Annotated in this window: 15 protein-coding genes; all 15 read right to left on the reverse strand. The window is 57.1% G+C overall.

Going from position 1 to position 17,774, the window contains the following annotated elements; all coding sequences use genetic code 11:
* Positions 1-3 precede the first annotated feature (3 nt).
* Complete coding sequence (locus tag ISS20_RS00390; protein ID WP_291432703.1) at positions 4-1,812, reverse strand: nucleoside-diphosphate sugar epimerase/dehydratase; 1,809 nt, start codon at positions 1,810-1,812, stop codon at positions 4-6.
* The gene (locus ISS20_RS00395) at positions 1,799-3,304 is read right to left on the reverse strand and encodes a DegT/DnrJ/EryC1/StrS family aminotransferase (RefSeq protein ID WP_291432704.1); all 1,506 of its coding nucleotides are present in this window, start codon (positions 3,302-3,304) and stop codon (positions 1,799-1,801) included. The genes ISS20_RS00390 and ISS20_RS00395 overlap by 14 nt, the downstream gene beginning before the upstream one ends.
* Entirely contained in the window at positions 3,301-3,933 is a 633-nt protein-coding gene (locus tag ISS20_RS00400; protein WP_291432705.1) for an acetyltransferase, read from the reverse strand. The genes ISS20_RS00395 and ISS20_RS00400 overlap by 4 nt, the downstream gene beginning before the upstream one ends.
* Positions 3,923-5,077: a UDP-N-acetylglucosamine 2-epimerase gene (gene neuC / locus ISS20_RS00405; protein ID WP_291432706.1), complete on the reverse strand. Its 1,155-nt coding sequence runs from the start codon at positions 5,075-5,077 to the stop codon at positions 3,923-3,925. The genes ISS20_RS00400 and neuC overlap by 11 nt, the downstream gene beginning before the upstream one ends.
* Positions 5,074-6,108 (reverse strand): N-acetylneuraminate synthase family protein, encoded by a 1,035-nt coding sequence (locus tag ISS20_RS00410; RefSeq protein ID WP_291432741.1) that lies wholly within the window; start codon positions 6,106-6,108, stop codon positions 5,074-5,076. Before ISS20_RS00410 ends, neuC begins: the two co-directional genes overlap by 4 nt.
* The gene (locus tag ISS20_RS00415) at positions 6,102-6,902 is read right to left on the reverse strand and encodes an SDR family oxidoreductase (protein ID WP_291432707.1); all 801 of its coding nucleotides are present in this window, start codon (positions 6,900-6,902) and stop codon (positions 6,102-6,104) included. Before ISS20_RS00415 ends, ISS20_RS00410 begins: the two co-directional genes overlap by 7 nt.
* Positions 6,902-8,296 (reverse strand): glutamate-1-semialdehyde 2,1-aminomutase, encoded by a 1,395-nt coding sequence (locus tag ISS20_RS00420; protein WP_291432708.1) that lies wholly within the window; start codon positions 8,294-8,296, stop codon positions 6,902-6,904. Before ISS20_RS00420 ends, ISS20_RS00415 begins: the two co-directional genes overlap by 1 nt.
* A gap of 17 nt (positions 8,297-8,313) precedes the next feature.
* Complete coding sequence (locus ISS20_RS00425; protein ID WP_291432709.1) at positions 8,314-9,042, reverse strand: acylneuraminate cytidylyltransferase family protein; 729 nt, start codon at positions 9,040-9,042, stop codon at positions 8,314-8,316.
* Entirely contained in the window at positions 9,039-10,232 is a 1,194-nt protein-coding gene (locus ISS20_RS00430; protein ID WP_291432710.1) for a hypothetical protein, read from the reverse strand. Before ISS20_RS00430 ends, ISS20_RS00425 begins: the two co-directional genes overlap by 4 nt.
* Before the next feature lie 94 nt (positions 10,233-10,326).
* On the reverse strand, positions 10,327-11,094 hold the full coding sequence (locus ISS20_RS00435; RefSeq protein WP_291432711.1) for a class I SAM-dependent methyltransferase: 768 nt from the start codon (positions 11,092-11,094) through the stop codon (positions 10,327-10,329).
* A gap of 53 nt (positions 11,095-11,147) precedes the next feature.
* Positions 11,148-12,455 carry a type III glutamate--ammonia ligase gene (glnT, locus tag ISS20_RS00440; RefSeq protein WP_291432712.1) on the reverse strand — a complete coding sequence of 436 codons (1,308 nt, stop codon included), beginning with the start codon at positions 12,453-12,455 and terminating at the stop codon, positions 11,148-11,150.
* A gap of 27 nt (positions 12,456-12,482) precedes the next feature.
* Complete coding sequence (asnB, locus tag ISS20_RS00445) at positions 12,483-14,237, reverse strand: asparagine synthase (glutamine-hydrolyzing) (protein ID WP_291432713.1); 1,755 nt, start codon at positions 14,235-14,237, stop codon at positions 12,483-12,485.
* Between the two features lie 9 nt (positions 14,238-14,246).
* The gene (gene gcvPB / locus ISS20_RS00450) at positions 14,247-15,668 is read right to left on the reverse strand and encodes an aminomethyl-transferring glycine dehydrogenase subunit GcvPB (RefSeq protein WP_291432714.1); all 1,422 of its coding nucleotides are present in this window, start codon (positions 15,666-15,668) and stop codon (positions 14,247-14,249) included.
* Between the two features lies 1 nt (position 15,669).
* Positions 15,670-17,046 (reverse strand): aminomethyl-transferring glycine dehydrogenase subunit GcvPA, encoded by a 1,377-nt coding sequence (gcvPA, locus tag ISS20_RS00455; protein WP_291432715.1) that lies wholly within the window; start codon positions 17,044-17,046, stop codon positions 15,670-15,672.
* A 179-nt stretch (positions 17,047-17,225) separates the two neighbouring features.
* A complete protein-coding gene (locus tag ISS20_RS00460; RefSeq protein ID WP_291432716.1) occupies positions 17,226-17,768 on the reverse strand; it encodes a sugar transferase in 543 nt (180 codons plus the stop codon).
* Between the last annotated feature and the right edge of the window lie 6 nt (positions 17,769-17,774).

Raw genomic sequence — 17,774 nt, forward strand, 5'->3', positions numbered from 1 at the left:
GAATCAACGCACTGAGTATTCAGGAACCAGACTCTGGAGCCAGGCACGCAGCGACGAAGCTGCCGGGGCAACCCCTAAACTCTCGATATCGCTGCAGACCTTCTCCGGGTTCAGGCGGCCCGGTGAGCTGGTTTTGGCCACGTGCAGTTTGGGATGTGGTGTCGGAATAGTGGTTTCGCCATTGGCAAGAAGCTCTTCGTAGAGTTTCTCTCCGGGTCTGAGCCCTGTGAACACCACAGGAATTTCCTGCTCGTTTTTGCCAGACAACCGTATCAATATCTTCGCGAGATCAAGGATCTTGACGGGCTCTCCCATATCCAGCACAAAAATCTGCCCTGATTGGCCCATCAAACCAGCCTGCAGAACCAGTTGGGCAGCTTCCGGAATCGTCATGAAGTAACGAACAATGTCCGGATGCGTGACTGTTACCGGACCGCCACGTGCGATCTGCGCAGAAAACAACGGAACAACCGAGCCACTGGAACCCAACACGTTTCCAAAACGCACGGCCACAAAACGCGTGCTTTCGCATTCGCTAGCAACCGACTGCATGACCAGTTCAGCGAGCCGTTTACTCGCACCCATGACATTGGTCGGGTTGACCGCTTTATCGGTGGATATCAGCACAAAACGCGTAGCTCCGACAACGCCGGCGACGCGAGCAGCATTCAACGTTCCCAACACATTGGTGCGCAGGGCTTCTACCTCGTTCAAAGACTCCATCAAGGGAACATGCTTGTAGGCGGCAGCATGAAATACCACCGTCGGTCGGTGGAGCTGAGCGATGGCAAGCAATCGCTCATATTCTCGGACGTTGGCGGTGTAGTAAAGGCCTTGCATTTGGGGGTGAACCCTGCGTAGCTCTTGCTCCAGTTGGTAGATGGCGTATTCGGACACGTCAACACACACAAGCCGCGCAACACCAAAGCGCGCAATCTGGCGGCACAATTCAGATCCAATTGAACCTCCTGCACCGGTGACCAGCACCGTCTCTCCGGCAATGAGATCAGACAGGCCCTTTTCATCCAGCGCCACGGGCGCTCTACCCAGCAAATCCTCCAGCTCGATACGCCTAGGTTGACCATCTTCAGCGCGCAGCCACTCGTCTGGCCGCGGCATTGTCAAAAGGGGCAGACTCGCTTCGCTAGCACCCATGAGCACTTCTCGCCGGGCATCAGACCCTGCGGCCAAGACCACAAGGGCGGCTACCGCTTGGGTGCGCGCAGCAATATGGGAGAGGTCGCCCAAACCTCCCAGCACGCTCAGTCCCTGCAGGCTGCGGCCTTTTTCGGCCGCGATGGGACTGACGATACCCACCGGCGACCACAGCCGCGTCCCGCGCAACGCAGGCAGTGCCACTGCTGCGTCTTGAACCGAACCCACCAGCAGCAGGGGCTTGCCGGTAGGTGCACTTTGCCCACGGTTGACCAGCAACAGTCGGGCGCTGATGCGGGCACCGCCCAGAAGCAGCAACACCAACATGGGATGCAACAGCAGCACCGAGCGCGGGAAAGACCCGACTCGCAGCATCAGCACTGCAGACGCAGACAACAAACCGGCGAACACCACGCCATATACAAGGCGCGTGAGTTCGGCCACGCTGGTATAGCGCCAGATGTGGCGGTACACCCCCCATACCAGCAGACTCGTACCAAACCCGAGCAACGGCCATGGCAGGGTGTCAACCATCATGGCCTGGAATTCATCGGGTACATCCAAGTTGAAGCGCAGCCAGAAGGTAAGCCACCAGCCGAATGCGACCAGTGCCAAGTCCAATACAAATGCCAGCAGATTGTTCTTATGCCAGCGCACGAGTATCCAAAGACGACGTTAAGACACGGCGCAAATGAGCAATTACCCGATCCTGCTGCGCTTCAGACAAATTGGATCCCGATGGCAGGCATAAGCCAGTTTCAAACAACTGGCGAGAAACATCCACCCCATCAGCATGGGGAAAATAAGGAGCATTCCTGAACAACGGCTGCAGGTGCATGGGCTTCCACACGGGCCGCACTTCAATTGAATGTCGCTCCATCAACCGCATGAGAGCCCTGCATTGAGCAGTGGCACCTTCGCCCTCGAGCGTGAAGCACGTGAGCCAACGGGTTGAGAGACAACCCTTCGGCTCAGGCATCCAACGAAGGAAGGGGATATCGGCCAGTGCTTGCTGGTATCGCTCGAAGACGCGCCGACGCTGCTGAACACGCTCATCCAGGACACGGAGCTGTCCACGTCCAATGCCCGCGAGTACGTTGCTCATGCGGTAGTTAAAGCCCACCTCCTCATGCTCGTAATGGGGTGCCACCTCGCGCGCCTGGGTAGAAAGCTTCCTCGCTCGTGCTATGAGCGTAGCGTCGTTGGACACTAGCATGCCACCGCCCGATGTGGTGATGATCTTGTTACCATTGAACGAGTACACCGCTAACTGGCCGAAGCTGCCGCTGGCGCGCCCCTTGTGCCGGGCCCCCAAAGACTCCGCCGCATCTTCGAGCACGGGCACGTTGTAACGCTCGCAAATGGGCAGCAGCGCCTCCATGTCAGCGCTCTGACCATAAAGGTTGACAAGGACCACACAGCGAGGAAGGCGGTTCTCCCGGCGTGCCGCTTCAAAAGCTCTCTCCAGTGCCCGCGGAGACATGTTCCAGGTATCCGGCTCCGAGTCGATGAAGACCGGCAGTGCGTTGCAATAGAGGATGGGATTACAGCTGGCTACGAAGGTCAATGAAGAACAGAAAACAGTGTCTCCTGGCTGTACGCCCAGCAACAAGAGGCCAAGGTGGATGGCCGCCGTACCAGAGCTCAGGGCTGCGGCGTGGCCCACGCCCACATGCATAGCGAGTTCACGCTCAAACGCATCCACGTGCGGGCCGAGTGGAGCGATCCAGTTGGTGCGGAAGGCCTCTTCGACAAAGGCAGTTTCCTCTTCACCCAAATGGGGCGAGGAAAGCCAGATGCGCTGAGACAACTCCCGCCGGAATACCACATCCACCGGTTGGTCCAGCTCGTTCAGCACTGGAATGTGATCAATCTGGTGGCAATCCATCAATTCGAGCACAAACGCGGCAGTAGCGTCCTCACGTACCACTGTTGGGGGTAGCATCGGCAACTCACCAACCAAGACACAATCGCCGTGACCGTCCAAGCGAGCGCGTCGCAGATCACCATCAGTCAAAGTGCGCACCAACTGACCGTCTTCTCTGAGCACCATCAAAAAGCCTTTGGCCGTGGTGTCCAGCCGCAGCAGCGCTTCCCGCAGGGTGCAACTGGGTGCAACGCACAGGGCGTTGAACTCTGCCTGATTCATGAAATGCTCCTGGCCGGAACACCAACATAGGTGCCGGCCTGTTGAATGTCGTGGTGCACCACTGCGCCAGATCCGATCACTGCATCGTCGCAGATCAGTCGCCCGGGTAGCACCACAGCACCGGATCCGATCAAGACCCGCGAACCGACATGCGCACCTCCCCCAAGCACAGCGCCGGGTGCAATATGGGTGAACGCACCCACTTTGCAGTCGTGATCCACCACTGCACAGTGGTTAACGATGACGCTGCGCGCTAGCACCACGCCAGGCGCAATCACCGCCTGGGCCGCCACAAAGCAGCCCTCCCCAACTCTCGCGTGCGGCGAGACACTGGCCCTTGGGTGGATCACCGAGACTAGCTGACGAAGACCGAGTAACAAGCTCTCATTTTCACGCGCGCGGTTGTCCCCGATAGCTACGTGTAAAGCACCACCCTGGGACTCCAAGGAGGACAACGCCGCCAGCGGAATGCCTGGCAGCAACTCCCCCCTGCACAGTTGATCATTTCGATCAGACGCGACCAATGCCCAGTCAGCATGCGCTTGTTGCAGGGCATCTGCGACAACACGCCCGTGTCCACCTGCACCAAAAATCAGCAACGATGGGGACTGGGAAGCTTCAATAGGCATTAGTTTTTTCCAGCACCGAAAGTGTCAGAGGAAGCCGCGCCAGCAGTTCTGCGATCCGAGCACTCGACTGCCCATCTCCATAGCGGTTTTCGCACGGGTAGCGCTCGCGGGCCAAGGCCTGTTGCAAGGCCATGCTCAGGGCTACAGCATCGGCGGGCACATCCACAGTATTGACGTTACGTTCGCGCAGCCTCTGCCGGTCACCAATATTGATGACCGGGGTACCAAAACTTGCCGCTTCGATGATGCCCGACGAAGAGTTGCCCATCATTACTGCCGCATGGCGCATCGCTTTGGCGAATAGACCACGATTCAGGTGCGGGATGCGTCGCGAGCCAGTGGGGAGAGATCCTTCGTCGAGTGCCTGCAGCACACCCAGTGCACCGGCATCGGCATTAGGCTCCACCCACAGTACAGGACAGCCTTGCAAATTTAGCGCGTCCAACAAAGCCCGCGCCTGTTCATACGCAAAGTTTGCCTGCTGAACCACTGGATGAAACACCACCAGGATAAACGGCTGAGCGCTAGGCATATCCAGCGCTGCCAGGGCCTCCTCGCGCGTGCCTGAAGCCAGGTCCACCAGACCGTCGAGTCCCGGTGCACCCACCACATGGATACGCTCCGGCATTTCGCCCATACACACCAAGCGGTCTCGCGACGCTTCGGTAGCAACCAGATGGTAGCTGCTGAGTTTGCTGATGGCGTGACGCATTGGCTCATCGACCGTACCAGAACGCTCACCGCCGTGGATGTGAACAGTAGCAACCCCCTGATTCAGAGCTGCAATAGCACCGGCCAACATCTCTCCCCGATCACCCAACAACAACAGAACGTCAGGTCGATGCTTTTCCAATAGCGCCGCCATACCTTGCAAGCAATGCGCCACGGCCGCGGACATACTCGCAGGGGTGCGCGTGAGCACATCCACTGGTAGCTCTGCCACCACCGGCAGGCCAGCCGCATGTATTTCGTCCACCGTGTGTCCGTGCGTAGCGCTCAGATGGACGCCAGTCACGGCCACGCCCAGTACCAACGCAGGGTCGGCAGCGACAAGTTGTAGCGTACTGCGCATCAGACCGAAGTCGGCCCGCGTGCCGCTGAGGTACAGCACGCGCCGGACTGCTGCAATGTGCTCAAGACTCACGCGCTAGGCTCCGGACTCAGATCGGACCAGTTCAGCACGGTGCCGCTCGCGACCGGGTGGCGCAGTTGCCTCCCCGCTAACACACTCAAATCACGCGGGGCGATACCGGTGGCCGGGCGCCGACAACCTAGCATCTCGAGGCGCAGCGGTACACCGGCCGCAATGTCCTCTAGGGCCACAACGCTGCGGCGGGCCACACGAGCAGTGTTCTGCTCTTCCGGACAAGGCGCCTTCACACCGTTCCCGCGCATAGCGGCCACTCGCCGTATGCCCCGAACCATCTCGGAAAAACCATCTGGCTCCAGCGAAGCGCTATGGTCTGGGCCGGGCAAGCTGCGGTCCAACGTCAGGTGTTTTTCGATCACGCATGCGCCTAGGGCCACGGCCGCCAATGGGGCTTCTATGCCAAGGCTATGGTCCGAATAGCCTATCAGCACACCAAGTTCGCGTCGCATCTGCTCCATCGCCGTCAAGTTCAGAGCGTCGTCTGAGGCAGGATAGGCCGAGGTGCAGTGCATCAAAACTATGCCATCAAGGTGGCCGCGGGCGGTGCGGGTCCAGACCAGGGCTTCAGTGATCTCCTCCATGGTGGCCATGCCTGTAGACATCAGCAGCGGCAACTGGGTTGCCGCTGCGTGTTCGACTAACTGGCGGTGCGTGAGCTCACCAGACGACAGTTTGAGTCGCCGAACGCCCAGGCGGACAAGCATATCAACCGCGAGTACAGAGAAGGGGGTTGAAAAAAATTCGATTCCAATGGTTCTACAGTGCTCCAGGATCTGTACATGCTCTGCTTCTGTCAGCTCCAGCCGCTCCAGCATGGCGTATTGGTCCAGCTCGCCCGTCTGGCGGCTTTGGTATTCGGCTGCAGGGGCGCCGCGCACCACGAGGTCAGCAGCGCGAAACGTCTGAAATTTGACAGCGTCAGCGCCAGCAGCCTTGGCCGCATCGCATAGGCACAGAGCACGCACCACATCGCCATCATGGTTGACACCAGCTTCGGCAATGACGAACACCCCCGAACTCACCATGCTGTCCACCCACCATCCACTACGAGGTTGTGACCACTGATGTATTGCGACGCATCGCTAGCGAGGAAGGTCATCGCATTGACAATGTCGCGCTCAGACGCCATACGCCCCAAGGGAACGCGCCGAGAGTAGTTGTTTACGAAAGCCTCATTCTGTCCACTGAACACTCCGCCCGGAGTGATCGCATTGACGCGCACACCCCTGTCACCCCAATAGCTCGCCAAATATTTAGTGAGCCCCCAGAGCCCCGCCTTGCTGGCTGAATAAATGGCAGGCGTGTTGATGGGACGGCCTAAGTACTCAGAACCTTCGTAAATACGCTGGTCAGGCGCCACAATGCCGTAGATCGACAGTGTGTTGACAATGACCCCGCCTTGCCTCTCGGCCATTGGGGTACCAAACACCTGAGAAGCCAACATGGCTCCTGTCAAGTTGACCGCCATCACAGCATTCCAGTCCTCAAGCGGAAAATCCTCAAATGGTGCGAAGAAATTCTCGCTCTTAGTCGCAGCGTTGTTGAACAGCACGTCGGCCTCACCCCATAACTCAACAAGGCGCTTACGTACTGCCACCAGGGAGTTACGCTGGGCCACGTCGGCAGCCACCTTCATCAGTTGGTCGTGAATCGGCCCCAGCTTTTCTAGGGCCTCTTCGGAAACGTCCAGAGCGCAGACTCGGGCGCCAGCTTCTATGAATCGAGCGACGGCCTGCTTACCCAGAATCCCGGCAGCCCCCGTCATCACGATAACCTTCCCGTCGAGCCGGAAGTCGCTACTGTTTGCTGCAGTGTTCATCAGTTAAATTGCCGGAATACCGGCTTGATCACGGGCCCCTGAAGAAATTTGTCCACGCCCTGCTCCAAGGCCAAGGCATATACGGCTAGCGCCCTGCGCGCGGCCTCGAAGGTGCGATCCAACTCCCCCTCACCATGGGCAAAGCTTGGTGCGATCCAAGGCATTAGAACGCCATGACGGATCATCTCCTGCGAAAACAGTGTGCGCAGAGGAAGGCTAGGCGCGCCATCAGCGCCAAGCGTGACGTAATTCATAGAGATCCCGTTGCCCTGTATCTGGAAGGCCTGTTCTACCCCCGCCTCCCGGGCGAGTTCTTCCAGCCCTGTTAGGAGCCGGGCACCGTAACGCCAGAGGTGGTCGGTCACACCAAACTGCTCGTAGATGTTGACGGTTTCCAAGAACGCGGCCAAGCTTGCCATCTCCCCACCATGCGTGGTGGAAATCAAGAACGTTCGCTCTTGACCAGCCCTGTTGATCCCCCCCACCTCCATGATCTCTCGCCGGCCTGTTAGCGCCGCCACGGCAAAGCCGTTGGCCATGCCCTTACCAAATGTGGTCAGGTCCGGCCTGACACCGTACAAGTGTTGGGCACCTTTAAGGTGCCAGCGAAAGCCAGTGATCATTTCGTCAAGGATGAAGAGAGCACCGTCTTTGACGCACAACTCCTGCACCTGGACGAGGAAATTGTCGGAACGATTCGGACACTCGCTGCACGTCGGTGGCATCAGGCGGTTCACACGCGCGCAGTGACCGCAAGGCCCCACAGTAGTTGCAGGCTCAAGCATCACGCCAGCAATCTGACCTGGATAAGCATCAAAAAGCACACGCAGACTTTCGATGTCGCCATAGTCGAACAATAGTGTCGCTGCATGGTGAGTTTCAGGAATACCACGCTTGAGTACGGTGGCCCCGATAAACCAGTCGTCGAACGAGAAGAATGGATGTTGACGTGGGACGCAGATAAACGTGCGCCCGGTAAATGCTCGTGCAAGCTTCGCTGCGGCTGTAGTGACGTTGGAACCATTCTTGGCGAACTTCACCATGTCGGCGCCATCAATCAACCCGACCAGGCGTTCTGCGGCCTCCAACTCAATCACCGAGGCTCGCGTGAGATTGACACCAAGCTCCATGCCTCGCTGCGCAGCACGGTTCACTCGCTCGTCGGCGTAACCCAGAGTTACAGCGCGCAACCCCATGCCGTAGTCGAGAAGCGTGCGACCAACCGAATCTGTAACGTAGGCGCCCTTGCCACTTACCAGTATCTCTGGTGCATTTGACGGGTACTGATCATCACCACGGGAATAGGTGTGCGCACCGCCAGGAATGACCTTGTGCAGGCGTTCACTGTACGAGCGTGTATCCACCTGGGTTGAGCCTTCAGGTTCAGCGGTCATGGTATGTTTTGCGCCCCTCATAGTTGCTCCGGCAGACGTCCTTTGAAATGGCGAATGATCGACTCTATGCAAAGGAAATCTATTTCGTCGTCTACCTCGTAATTCTGCCAACGCTGAACTCGTTTCCCACCCAAACGCTCCGGATAGAAGGTTCGCTGGCTACGCAAGATAGCCGTCTTAATCAAATAAATACCGCCATACGGGTACCAAGCAGGCGTGCAGTCTGGCTGACCTTTGTCCACAGGCATCCAAGATGAAAGGCCGTCGCGAATGTCCTTGCGCTTGATGTCTAACGGATGCTCACGGTGCATTTGCCCAACGGTCACGACAGCATCAAGGTCGTCCCAGCGCTCTAACAGCATATCGATGGTGCTGGCAATGTCACCGTCGGCACGCAGGGGCGAGGTCGGTTCCAGCAACATAATGGCGTCGAATTCCTCACCTTGTGCGGCGAGAAATTCCACGGCATGAATTGCCGAATCGGCTGAAGTAGAGTGGTCTTGAGCGAGCATTTCGGGACGCAGGAATGGAACACGTGCGCCGTGCTGCATTGCAACGTCCGCAATCGCCTGCGAGTCGGTAGAAACCACTGTAGTGGTAATAGCCGGACATGAGCAAGCCGCCTCAATAGTCCAAGCTATAAGGGGCCTACCATGCAACGGCCGCAAATTCTTTCCAGGCAGTCTTTTACTACCTCCGCGTGCGAGTATCAAACCCAGAATCTGGCGAGACTGCTTGGCACTCATCGGGTGTTTCTTTTTCTTGCAAGAGCATAAACATGGGATGCAATGGCCTGCGCGGCACGATCATGTTTCGCAAAATTGGCGCGGCTCACTGGCGTACCGCCAGCTAAACCACGGTCGAGCAGTGTCGTCAGCATTGCTGGATTGTCAGCCCTCTCGCTCATGCCAAACAGGGAATAGTCGATTCCAGTGCTGCGAACGTAAGGCGAATAGCCGATATTAATGATGCGTTTTCCTGCGAAATGCGCCTGCACGCCAACTGTGGTGATCTGTACCACAACCTGGTCGGCTGCCATCAGCAACGGCAGCAGCGGTTCGCATTCAGGCTGACTCCAGTGAATCCGCGGGTGCAGCGGAGGCGGCGTGAACGCACGCCACTCGTTCGGGTGATAGCGCACTACGAGACATGCGCTGGGTCGCGCCTCAACCCATTCGACGAGTTGCCGCTGTAGCTCATCGCCTAAACCACTGCCAGCAAGTTCCGCTGGCAGCGACTGAGCAGCCTCTAGATGGCCAGCCCAGAGCACTATGTTCTGTCCACGCCAGCCGCGCTGAGCGCGCCAAGCCGCTCCAAGCGATGCGGCTTCATCTGTCACGAGACTGTCGAATGCTGGGTTACCGGTAACAAAAATCTTTTTCGCGTCTATGCCTGCAGCGATGAGATTCCCGCGAGTTGCTTCGCACAACACAGTCAAGCAGTCGGCCTGGACAGCTCTGCGTAAAAACGGGTCGCCCTGTAGAGAGAACAAATCAACCATGGTCAGACACGGAATGCCCAACTCGACCGCAGCCTCGATTGCTGCTTGCTCGCTCCGCGGCGAGTTGGTAGTGATCACCACATCGACCAGCAAATGACGCAGTACCGCGCGGAAAAAACTGACTGGTAGGAACGCATTGCGCCCCTCCTGCTCCCAGAGCGCCCAAGCTGCCTCCTCCCCGTCACGCTCGACCCACTCAAGAAAATTGAAACCGAGATATGCGAGCGACTCCTCGCGCGTAACAGACGGGTGGCCGCTACTAGTCACAGCAAGCAGCCGCTCGCCATAGGCAAGCGCACGCTTACCGCCCGGTAGCATCGTGAAATCACGAAAGCCAAGAGGCTTCTCGCCTGCCGCTCGCGCGGCGTTGAAGGCAGTAGTGAGCGCCATCACACGAATTTCGCTGTCAGGCAACCGTTCGCGGATCGCGCGCATGACTGGGAGGCACATTTCAATATGCCCGCCCCCATAGCTAACCAACAGTATCCGCGCGTGCCGCGTCACGTCGATGGCCTTAAGGGCTGTTCGTTCATATTCTTTCAATTACCAAAAGGTGCCAATTCATGAGTAAGGGTCCGCTAATCTGGAGCCGGGTCTCAGGCGCCCCTGCACTCTCTCTAGACAAAACGGTATAAGTGCCCATTGCATCGCGGTTGGCGGGTCGCGGGATATCAATATCAATTGCAAACGGCTGTTGGCGAGTGATTCGATAACCATATTTCGCTACATGGCGCGCGACCGACGGTATCGAATAAATGTTGTAAAAAGAACTCCGGTTGCGTACATGTTCGTTAACCTCAATCTTGCACGAGATATCGCCATCGTAAAACAGGCTGGTCAGCGCAATCCAGCGTGGATTGAGTCGGCTGAAAATCGCATCCAAAGGTTGTTCGAAACCCGGCAGCCAAGACAGTGTCTGCAGGCTCACTACTCCATCAACATCGGCCCGAGGCGCAAGGTTAAACCAGTCGCCTTCAACAAACGAAAGGTTGGTAGCCTGCCGCTCGAGAGCGAAATGGCCCGCGAGTGCGACCAGCGCATCCGAATAGTCAATTCCGAGAAACCGAGTTGCGGCGTGACGCTGAGAGAGGTAGTAGGTTGCAGCACCCGCGCCGCAGCCAAGGTCGACTACCAAATCAGACTCGGCGCAAAGGCCACTGACAAACTCCGAAAAATGTTTGGTCGACTGCTTCTGCTCAAGCCATTGCGCTAGGTGGTAAGCGTAAGCAACCTTGTCGATGTCTCGCCACTCGTCAACGCGCTGCGTAGAGACATGTGCGAGCGAGTCTGGAGTCATGGACATCAACTTACTTTCTGCTTCAGACGGTCAGAACAGAATTTCGTTGAACATCAGAAAAAATCCACATAGCGCCGGAATTCCGCAGGCGGCACCACGAACAGCATTTCATCCCACTCAGCACGCTTGATCTCAGCGAACTCTGCGACAAAGTCAGCGCCCAAGCCCTTACAAAGCGTTTGGTCGGCCTCCAGCGCATTAAGTGCATCGGGCAAACTTGCTGGCAGGCGTTTGATGCCACGTGCAGCAAGTTCGGCCAAGCTGAATTGGTAGAGGTTTTCATTGCAAGGCTGGCCAGGATCGAGCTTTCGCTGAATGCCGTCCAGACCGGCATGAATAACGGCCGCAGTCAGCAAGTAAGGGTTGGCTGATGCGTCTGGCACCCGCAGCTCAAGTCGCCCTCCTGGGATGCGTACAAAGGCCGTGCGATTGTTGTCGCCCCAAGCGATGTTGATGGGCGCCCAAGTTGCACCCGAACGCGAGCCGCGTGATACCAAACGACGGTAGGAATTGACACAGGGAGCGGCAATTGCGGTGAGGCCTGGCGCGTGCGCAATCAATCCACCCAGGAAATGGTACGCCAGTTGCGACAAACCCATGCCGCGAGAGTCGGAGGCATCCTCGAAAGCATTATCTCCAAACTGCCTACCAGCGGACATGTGCATATGCAAGCCGCTGCCCGACCGCTCGGCAAACGGCTTGGGCATGAAAGAACACAGCAGGCCATACTTTCTGGCAATCGCCTGAGCCGCCATCTTAAAGTAGGTGAGGTTATCCGCCGTTCGCAATCCATCAGCGTAGGTAAAGTTCATCTCGAACTGGCCGTTGGCATCTTCATGGTCAATTTGATAAACGTCGATACCAGCACTGCCTAATGCTGCCCGCAACTCCACTAGAAAGTCAGACACCGAGGACAGGTGACGGAAGTCGTAGCATGGTTTGTCAAGTGACTCTGATTCCGTTGCAACGACCCAGCTACCAGCAGTTGCCCCTGGCCGGAGCAGAAAGAACTCCGGCTCCAGGCCCGTGAAAAACTCCAAACCGGTCGTTTCACGGAAATCGGCCAACGCCTTCTTAGCAATCACGCGTGAGTCGAATGCATGAGGCTTGCCGTCAACATGCCCATCGCAAGCAACGCTGGCTGTTGACGTCATCCAAGGCACCGGGCGAATCGAGTCACGGTCGCCGATAGCCATGAACTCCCGGCCATGGGGCTCCATACCCATGCCGGCTATTGCAAAACCTGCAAAACCTGCGCCTGCGCCAAAGATCATCTCCTTGTGCTTGCCTGGCACCAGCTTCGCCTTAGGGCGACCGTGGATATCCACAAACTGAGCAAGATAGTATTCAAAGTCAGCCATGGTCCTGCTGTCTCCACCTGGTGATTCTTAATTGTTTTCGGGAAAGAACTCTTGTAGCCAAAGCTTGGCCATGAGCACGGTGCGCAGTTGCTTGGTGTGATTGTGCAGACCGCTGCGGTGCTCATCCAGCATGACCTGCAGTTCACTACGATCAAAACGCCCACCGTCGGGCAGCGCAAGAACCTCCCGCGCCCATTGATATAGCGGACCTTTGATCCAGTCGCCTATGGGCAGCGTGGGCATAGTCTTAGGTCGGAACACAAAATCGCGGTCGAAATAACTCTCCGCCGCTTTCTTGAGGAAGTACTTACCAACACCCTGATAGAACTTGGATGTTATGGGCAAACGTGCAAACAACTCACTCACCCGATGGTCCAGGAAAGGTGCCCGCCCTTCAATGGACCAGCAAGCGCCCATGCGATCACCCTTAACAGTGTTGTTACCGGGCATGAGCGACGTCAGCTCATATGCAGCAACTTGCTCCATCGGCTCTAAGTCACGAAATGGCTCGATGATGCTCATGAACTTGTCGAGCGCGCCTTCAGCATGAGGCTGAAAAGTCGGATTCATCATGCGCTTTCGGTCTTTTTCGGTGCTATAGCTGATAAGGTCGAAATAGCTGCGCATCGAAAAATTGGCACGCGTCATCTCTGAGAAGAACTGCTCGTTGTGACGGAACCCCAGCATGACTTCGTCCGGTCCGTCGCCGGTAAACATGACAATCTTGCCCATCTCGTGCGCCTTGCGAGACAGCAGGTAAAACAGGAAAAAGGAGAAATCTCCATGCGGTTGCTCTGCATGCTTCACCACCGAATGAGCGATTTCTGGAATATCGGAAGGCCGGATATCCAGTGCACACAGGTTGATATTCAGGTCCGCCGCCACGCGCTCAGCGTAGGCATACTCTGAGAAACCTTTGTCTTCGATACGCAGTCCAATCGCATCCAGCCGAGGACGATTCCACTGAGGCACTAGTCGGTTCGCAACAACCGACGAGTCCACTCCGCCCGAGAGAAAAAGGCCACCATCCACATCGAAACGCATCTGCAGATTGACTGCTTCATCTAGGGCGCACTCTAGGTCGGCCTGTGACACATCGACTCGCTCCCCATCTAACGGCCAACTCCAGTAGCGCACGGGCTCGGAAAAGTGGCCACCACCGTAGCGGATGAAAGTACCGGGCGATAAGTGGCGGATCCCCTCAAAGCAGGTTTCCGGCGGTGGGCAATAATTAAAGGTGAATACATTGCCCAGCGCACCTTCATTCACTTTGCGCTCGAATTTGGGCAGCGCAAGGATAGCTTTCATTTCACTGGCAAATGCCATACCGCCTTGGTACGGAGCATAAAAGCAGGGCTTGATACCTTGGCGATCGCGGGCCAGCATACCGGTCTGTGAGCGCTGGTCCCAGATAAAGAAGGCGAACATGCCGACAAGATCGTCAAGCATCTTTTCCCCCTTTTCACACCATAGGTGCACCAGCACTTCGGTGTCGCAGCGCGACTTGAACTTGTAACCCTTGGCCTTTAGTTGTTCGCGCAACTCGATGAAGTTAAAAATCTCGCCATTGAAGACGACCCAGACCTTGCCATCCGTGCTCGACATTGGCTGCATGCCATTCTCGGGATCAACTACGGCGAGGCGGGCATGCCCTAGAACGGCCCCCCCCAAGTCTTCGACTCCTTGCTCATCAACTCCGCGGTACTTGATACTGTCGATCATCTTCCACACGTCGCCTTTGGTCACGCCTTCAGCGTTAACCACACCCGCTATTCCACACATGGCTAGTCCTTAAGTCTTGATATCGAGTCGCGCAATCTTGCGGCTCAGGGGAGCTCTGTCGACCAATGCCTCATCTGTCGCGTCTTCATTGAAGACGCGCTGGAAAATCTCAACCTGACGGTCAAGACTGGCTTTCGTTTCAGTCTCGGTGGGCTCGATAAGCATGGCCGACTTGAGATCACCCGGGAAATACACGCAACCCGCGCCCACTAATGTGGGTGGATGAATGCCGTAGTCAATGAGTCGTTTGGCAAACTGACGAGCAGAAGTATTGAGCCTTTCGCCGGACAGCAAGGTTTCATGCTTGCAGACTTGGCGATATACCGGCGGCAACATGGGTGCCAACCGGTGCTGCAGATAGTTGGCATTGAGTACCGCATTCTCCGAAGCCTCGCGCAATCCCTGCGCCCCCATTGTGCGCAGATAGCCATAGGCGCGCAGCAACACCCCCACATGGCCATGAAAGCTCTTCATTCGGCCAACGGACAGCAAACGATCGCTGTCCGGCTGGGCAATGCCATTCTTGCGGGTCACGACTGGGCCGGGCAAGTAGTCTGCAAGAGCGGCTTTCACCGCCACAGGGCCAGCCCCCGGGCCGCCTCCGCCATGTGGCGTAGAGAACGTCTTGTGCACATTCACATGCACCACATCAAACCCCATGTCACCAGGACGGACGATTCCCATCAACGCATTCAGATTTGCGCCGTCGTAGTACAGCAGTGACCCGTTGGCGTGCACGGCATCCGCGATATCCACGATCTGATCTTCAAACAAACCCAAGGTAGAAGGATTGGTCAGCATGAAGGCTGCCACATCAGGCGTCAACATCTCGCGCAGGGACACCATATCCACGCGACCCTTGATATCCGAAGGAACGATCCGGCACTCGAACCCAGCCATGGCCGCTGACGCGGGGTTGGTGCCATGGGCCGAATCAGGGACTAACACCACCGAACGTCGGGAGCCAATATGGGAAAAATGTTTGCGGATTACCAGCAGACCCGCTAACTCACCATGGGCTCCAGCGGCAGGCGCCAAGCAGCAGGCGTCCATGCCGGTGATTTCACTCACCATTTCCTGAAGACGTTCATACAACTCCCACAGACCGCGCAAAGTGTCCGAATCCTGCATGGGATGGGCGTTCTCGAAGCCAGGCAAATGAGCAAGCGCATCATTGCGCTTCGGGTTGTACTTCATCGTGCACGAACCCAGTGGATAAGGTCCGTTGTCCACCCCATGGGATTCCTGGCTCAGGCGAGTGAAGTGACGCACGACATCCACTTCACCCACTTCGGGCAAGCCAATTGCAGTGCGCTGACGAGCAAAGGATGGCAGCACTGGTGCCATGAGAGCCCCGCCTGCAAAAACGTCGCTGGCCGAGCCAGGGCGATGTAAATCAATAATGGACTGAGAGGGAGACGTGGCTGACATATCAGGACTCCTGCAGGCACGCACTCGCGTGTTTCACATACGCCTGTAAATCGGCATGACTCTTGGTCTCTGTCGCGGCAATCAGCAAGCCTCTTTCATGACCCACGAGCAACTTATCGATCGGCACGCCTGCAAAAACACCGCGATTGCACATGCGAGCACAGAACATGGCTGCATCCATTGGCAGTTCGACGGCAAACTCGTTGAAATGGTCGCCGCTGCGCAGTAACTTGACTCCCTCCAACCCCGTGACCAGCTCACGCAGCTGTAACGCTTTGGCTGCATTCGTTTGAGCGATACGCATGAAGTTGCGTTCGCCCAGACAGGCCAGATAAATTGCCACACGAATAGCATTGAGGGCTTGGTTGGAGCAGATGTGGCTCGTCGCCTTGTCACGGGCTACATGCTGCTCTCGATCCTCCTTTACCAATGCATAACCAAGCTTTCCATTGAGGTCATGCACTCTGCCGACCAGACGACCAGGCAGATAACGTTCAAGGGGTTTGGCGCACGCGATGATGCCAACATAGGGCCCACCAGCACTCAGGGGCAAGCCCAGAGGCTGCCCTTCGCATACCACGATGTCTGCACCAAGCGTGCCAGGCGCTTCCAGCCAGCCGCAAAGGAAGGGATTAACACATACTGCAAGCAGCACATTGTTCGATTGACAAACCTGTGCAATCGCCTGGACATCCTCAATCACCCCCAAGGCATTCGGGCTTTGCAAGACAACACCAGCCACGTCACCAGCCAAGACCATATCCGCAATCGCTGCGATGTCTGCCATGCCAGTGTGTAAATCCTGTCCTACATACACCAGCTGAACGCCGCGGGGCATCAAGTAGGTGTCGAGTACCTCGCGATATTGCTGCCAGACAGCTTGAGCAACCACCACACGGCGTTTGCCGCTGGCAGAGCACATCATCCAGCAAGATTCGGCCAATGCGGTGGCGCCGTCGTAGACGGAGCAGTTCACACAGTCCTGCCCCAAAAGACGCCCTACCAGCACCTGGAACTCATACAGCGCTTGGAGCAGACCCTGACTCATTTCAGGCTGATAGGGGGTATACGCGGTCAAAAACTCCCCGCGCGAGACCATGGCATCCACTACTGCCGGAATGTAGTGCTCGTAAGCACCACAGCCGAGGAAACTAGAGTGGGACTGCACTGTGGCGTTCATATCCGCCATGGCGCGGACGTCACGCATGAGCTCCCATTCACTGAGAGCGGGGGGCAACCTGAGCGCACGACGCAGCCGCACCTGCGCGGGTACATCAGCAAACAGCTGCTCTATCGAATGAAGCCCCATCACTTCCAGCATGGCTTCGACATCCGAGCCCGTGTGCACGTTAAAGCCGACGGGCGTTCTCTGCGTCACAGAGTCATTCTGTCTTTGGTTCACGGGATCAAAGCACCTGCTGAAAGGCGCGAAGTTGGACGAAAAAATGGGTAAAAAGATTATAGGGAGGCACCTCTTTCGAGACCACGAGGTAACGAACCCTCAACCCATGGTTTCAAGAGTAGCATGCACAGCTTCCTCGTTGCCGCATGGCGAAACTAATTCGAAGCCGCCCCCCCAAGTCGCCTGATGGTCCAGACCAGTATTTGGAGGTCAAGCCAAATGCTCGCTTCACGGGCGTAGCGCAGATCCGCATTGAGCCGCTGCTCATAGGTCGCTTCAGACCGATACAACGCTTGTGCAAGCCCTGTGATGCCGGGACGCACGCTGCAACGCTCCGCCCAGTCGGCTTCCGTGTAGAGGCTGCGCTGCACCGGCACATCTGGACGCGGACCGACCAGGCTCATATCACCCTTCAACACATTAATAAGCTGGGGCAGCTCGTCGATGCTAGTGCGGCGGATGAAGCGACCCACGCGAGTGATACGCGGATCCTTATCGGTGGTGAAATAGGGGCCCATTCGCGCGGCGTTTTTCACCATGCTGCGAAATTTGTACATACCAAATTCACGCCCATTCAGCCCTAGCCGGGTCTGTCGGAAAACCACCGGGAATCCTGTTTCTAAAGCAATCGCCAGCACAGCACCTAGCAGCAGCGGGCTCAGGACCAGCAGCGCCACCAAGGAAAGCACGATATCCACGCCCCG

Origin of the sequence: Acidovorax sp. (genome assembly GCF_016783915.1) — a bacterium.
Lineage (GTDB): Bacteria > Pseudomonadota > Gammaproteobacteria > Burkholderiales > Burkholderiaceae_C > Acidovorax.

Excerpts from the sequence above, each read along its gene's own strand:
- ISS20_RS00430 (WP_291432710.1), bottom strand. The coding sequence starts at position 10,232 with ATGCGCGCGATCCGCGAACGGTTGCCTGACAGCGAAATTCGTGTGATG.
- ISS20_RS00410 (WP_291432741.1), bottom strand. The coding sequence starts at position 6,108 with ATGGTGAGTTCGGGGGTGTTCGTCATTGCCGAAGCTGGTGTCAACCAT.
- ISS20_RS00420 (WP_291432708.1), bottom strand. The coding sequence starts at position 8,296 with ATGACCGCTGAACCTGAAGGCTCAACCCAGGTGGATACACGCTCGTAC.
- gcvPB (WP_291432714.1), bottom strand. The coding sequence starts at position 15,668 with ATGTCAGCCACGTCTCCCTCTCAGTCCATTATTGATTTACATCGCCCT.
- ISS20_RS00415 (WP_291432707.1), bottom strand. The coding sequence starts at position 6,902 with ATGAACACTGCAGCAAACAGTAGCGACTTCCGGCTCGACGGGAAGGTT.
- asnB (WP_291432713.1), bottom strand. The coding sequence starts at position 14,237 with ATGTGTGGAATAGCGGGTGTGGTTAACGCTGAAGGCGTGACCAAAGGC.
- ISS20_RS00400 (WP_291432705.1), bottom strand. The coding sequence starts at position 3,933 with ATGCCTATTGAAGCTTCCCAGTCCCCATCGTTGCTGATTTTTGGTGCA.
- glnT (WP_291432712.1), bottom strand. The coding sequence starts at position 12,455 with ATGGCTGACTTTGAATACTATCTTGCTCAGTTTGTGGATATCCACGGT.
- ISS20_RS00395 (WP_291432704.1), bottom strand. The coding sequence starts at position 3,304 with ATGAATCAGGCAGAGTTCAACGCCCTGTGCGTTGCACCCAGTTGCACC.
- ISS20_RS00435 (WP_291432711.1), bottom strand. The coding sequence starts at position 11,094 with ATGACTCCAGACTCGCTCGCACATGTCTCTACGCAGCGCGTTGACGAG.
- ISS20_RS00425 (WP_291432709.1), bottom strand. The coding sequence starts at position 9,042 with ATGAGTGCCAAGCAGTCTCGCCAGATTCTGGGTTTGATACTCGCACGC.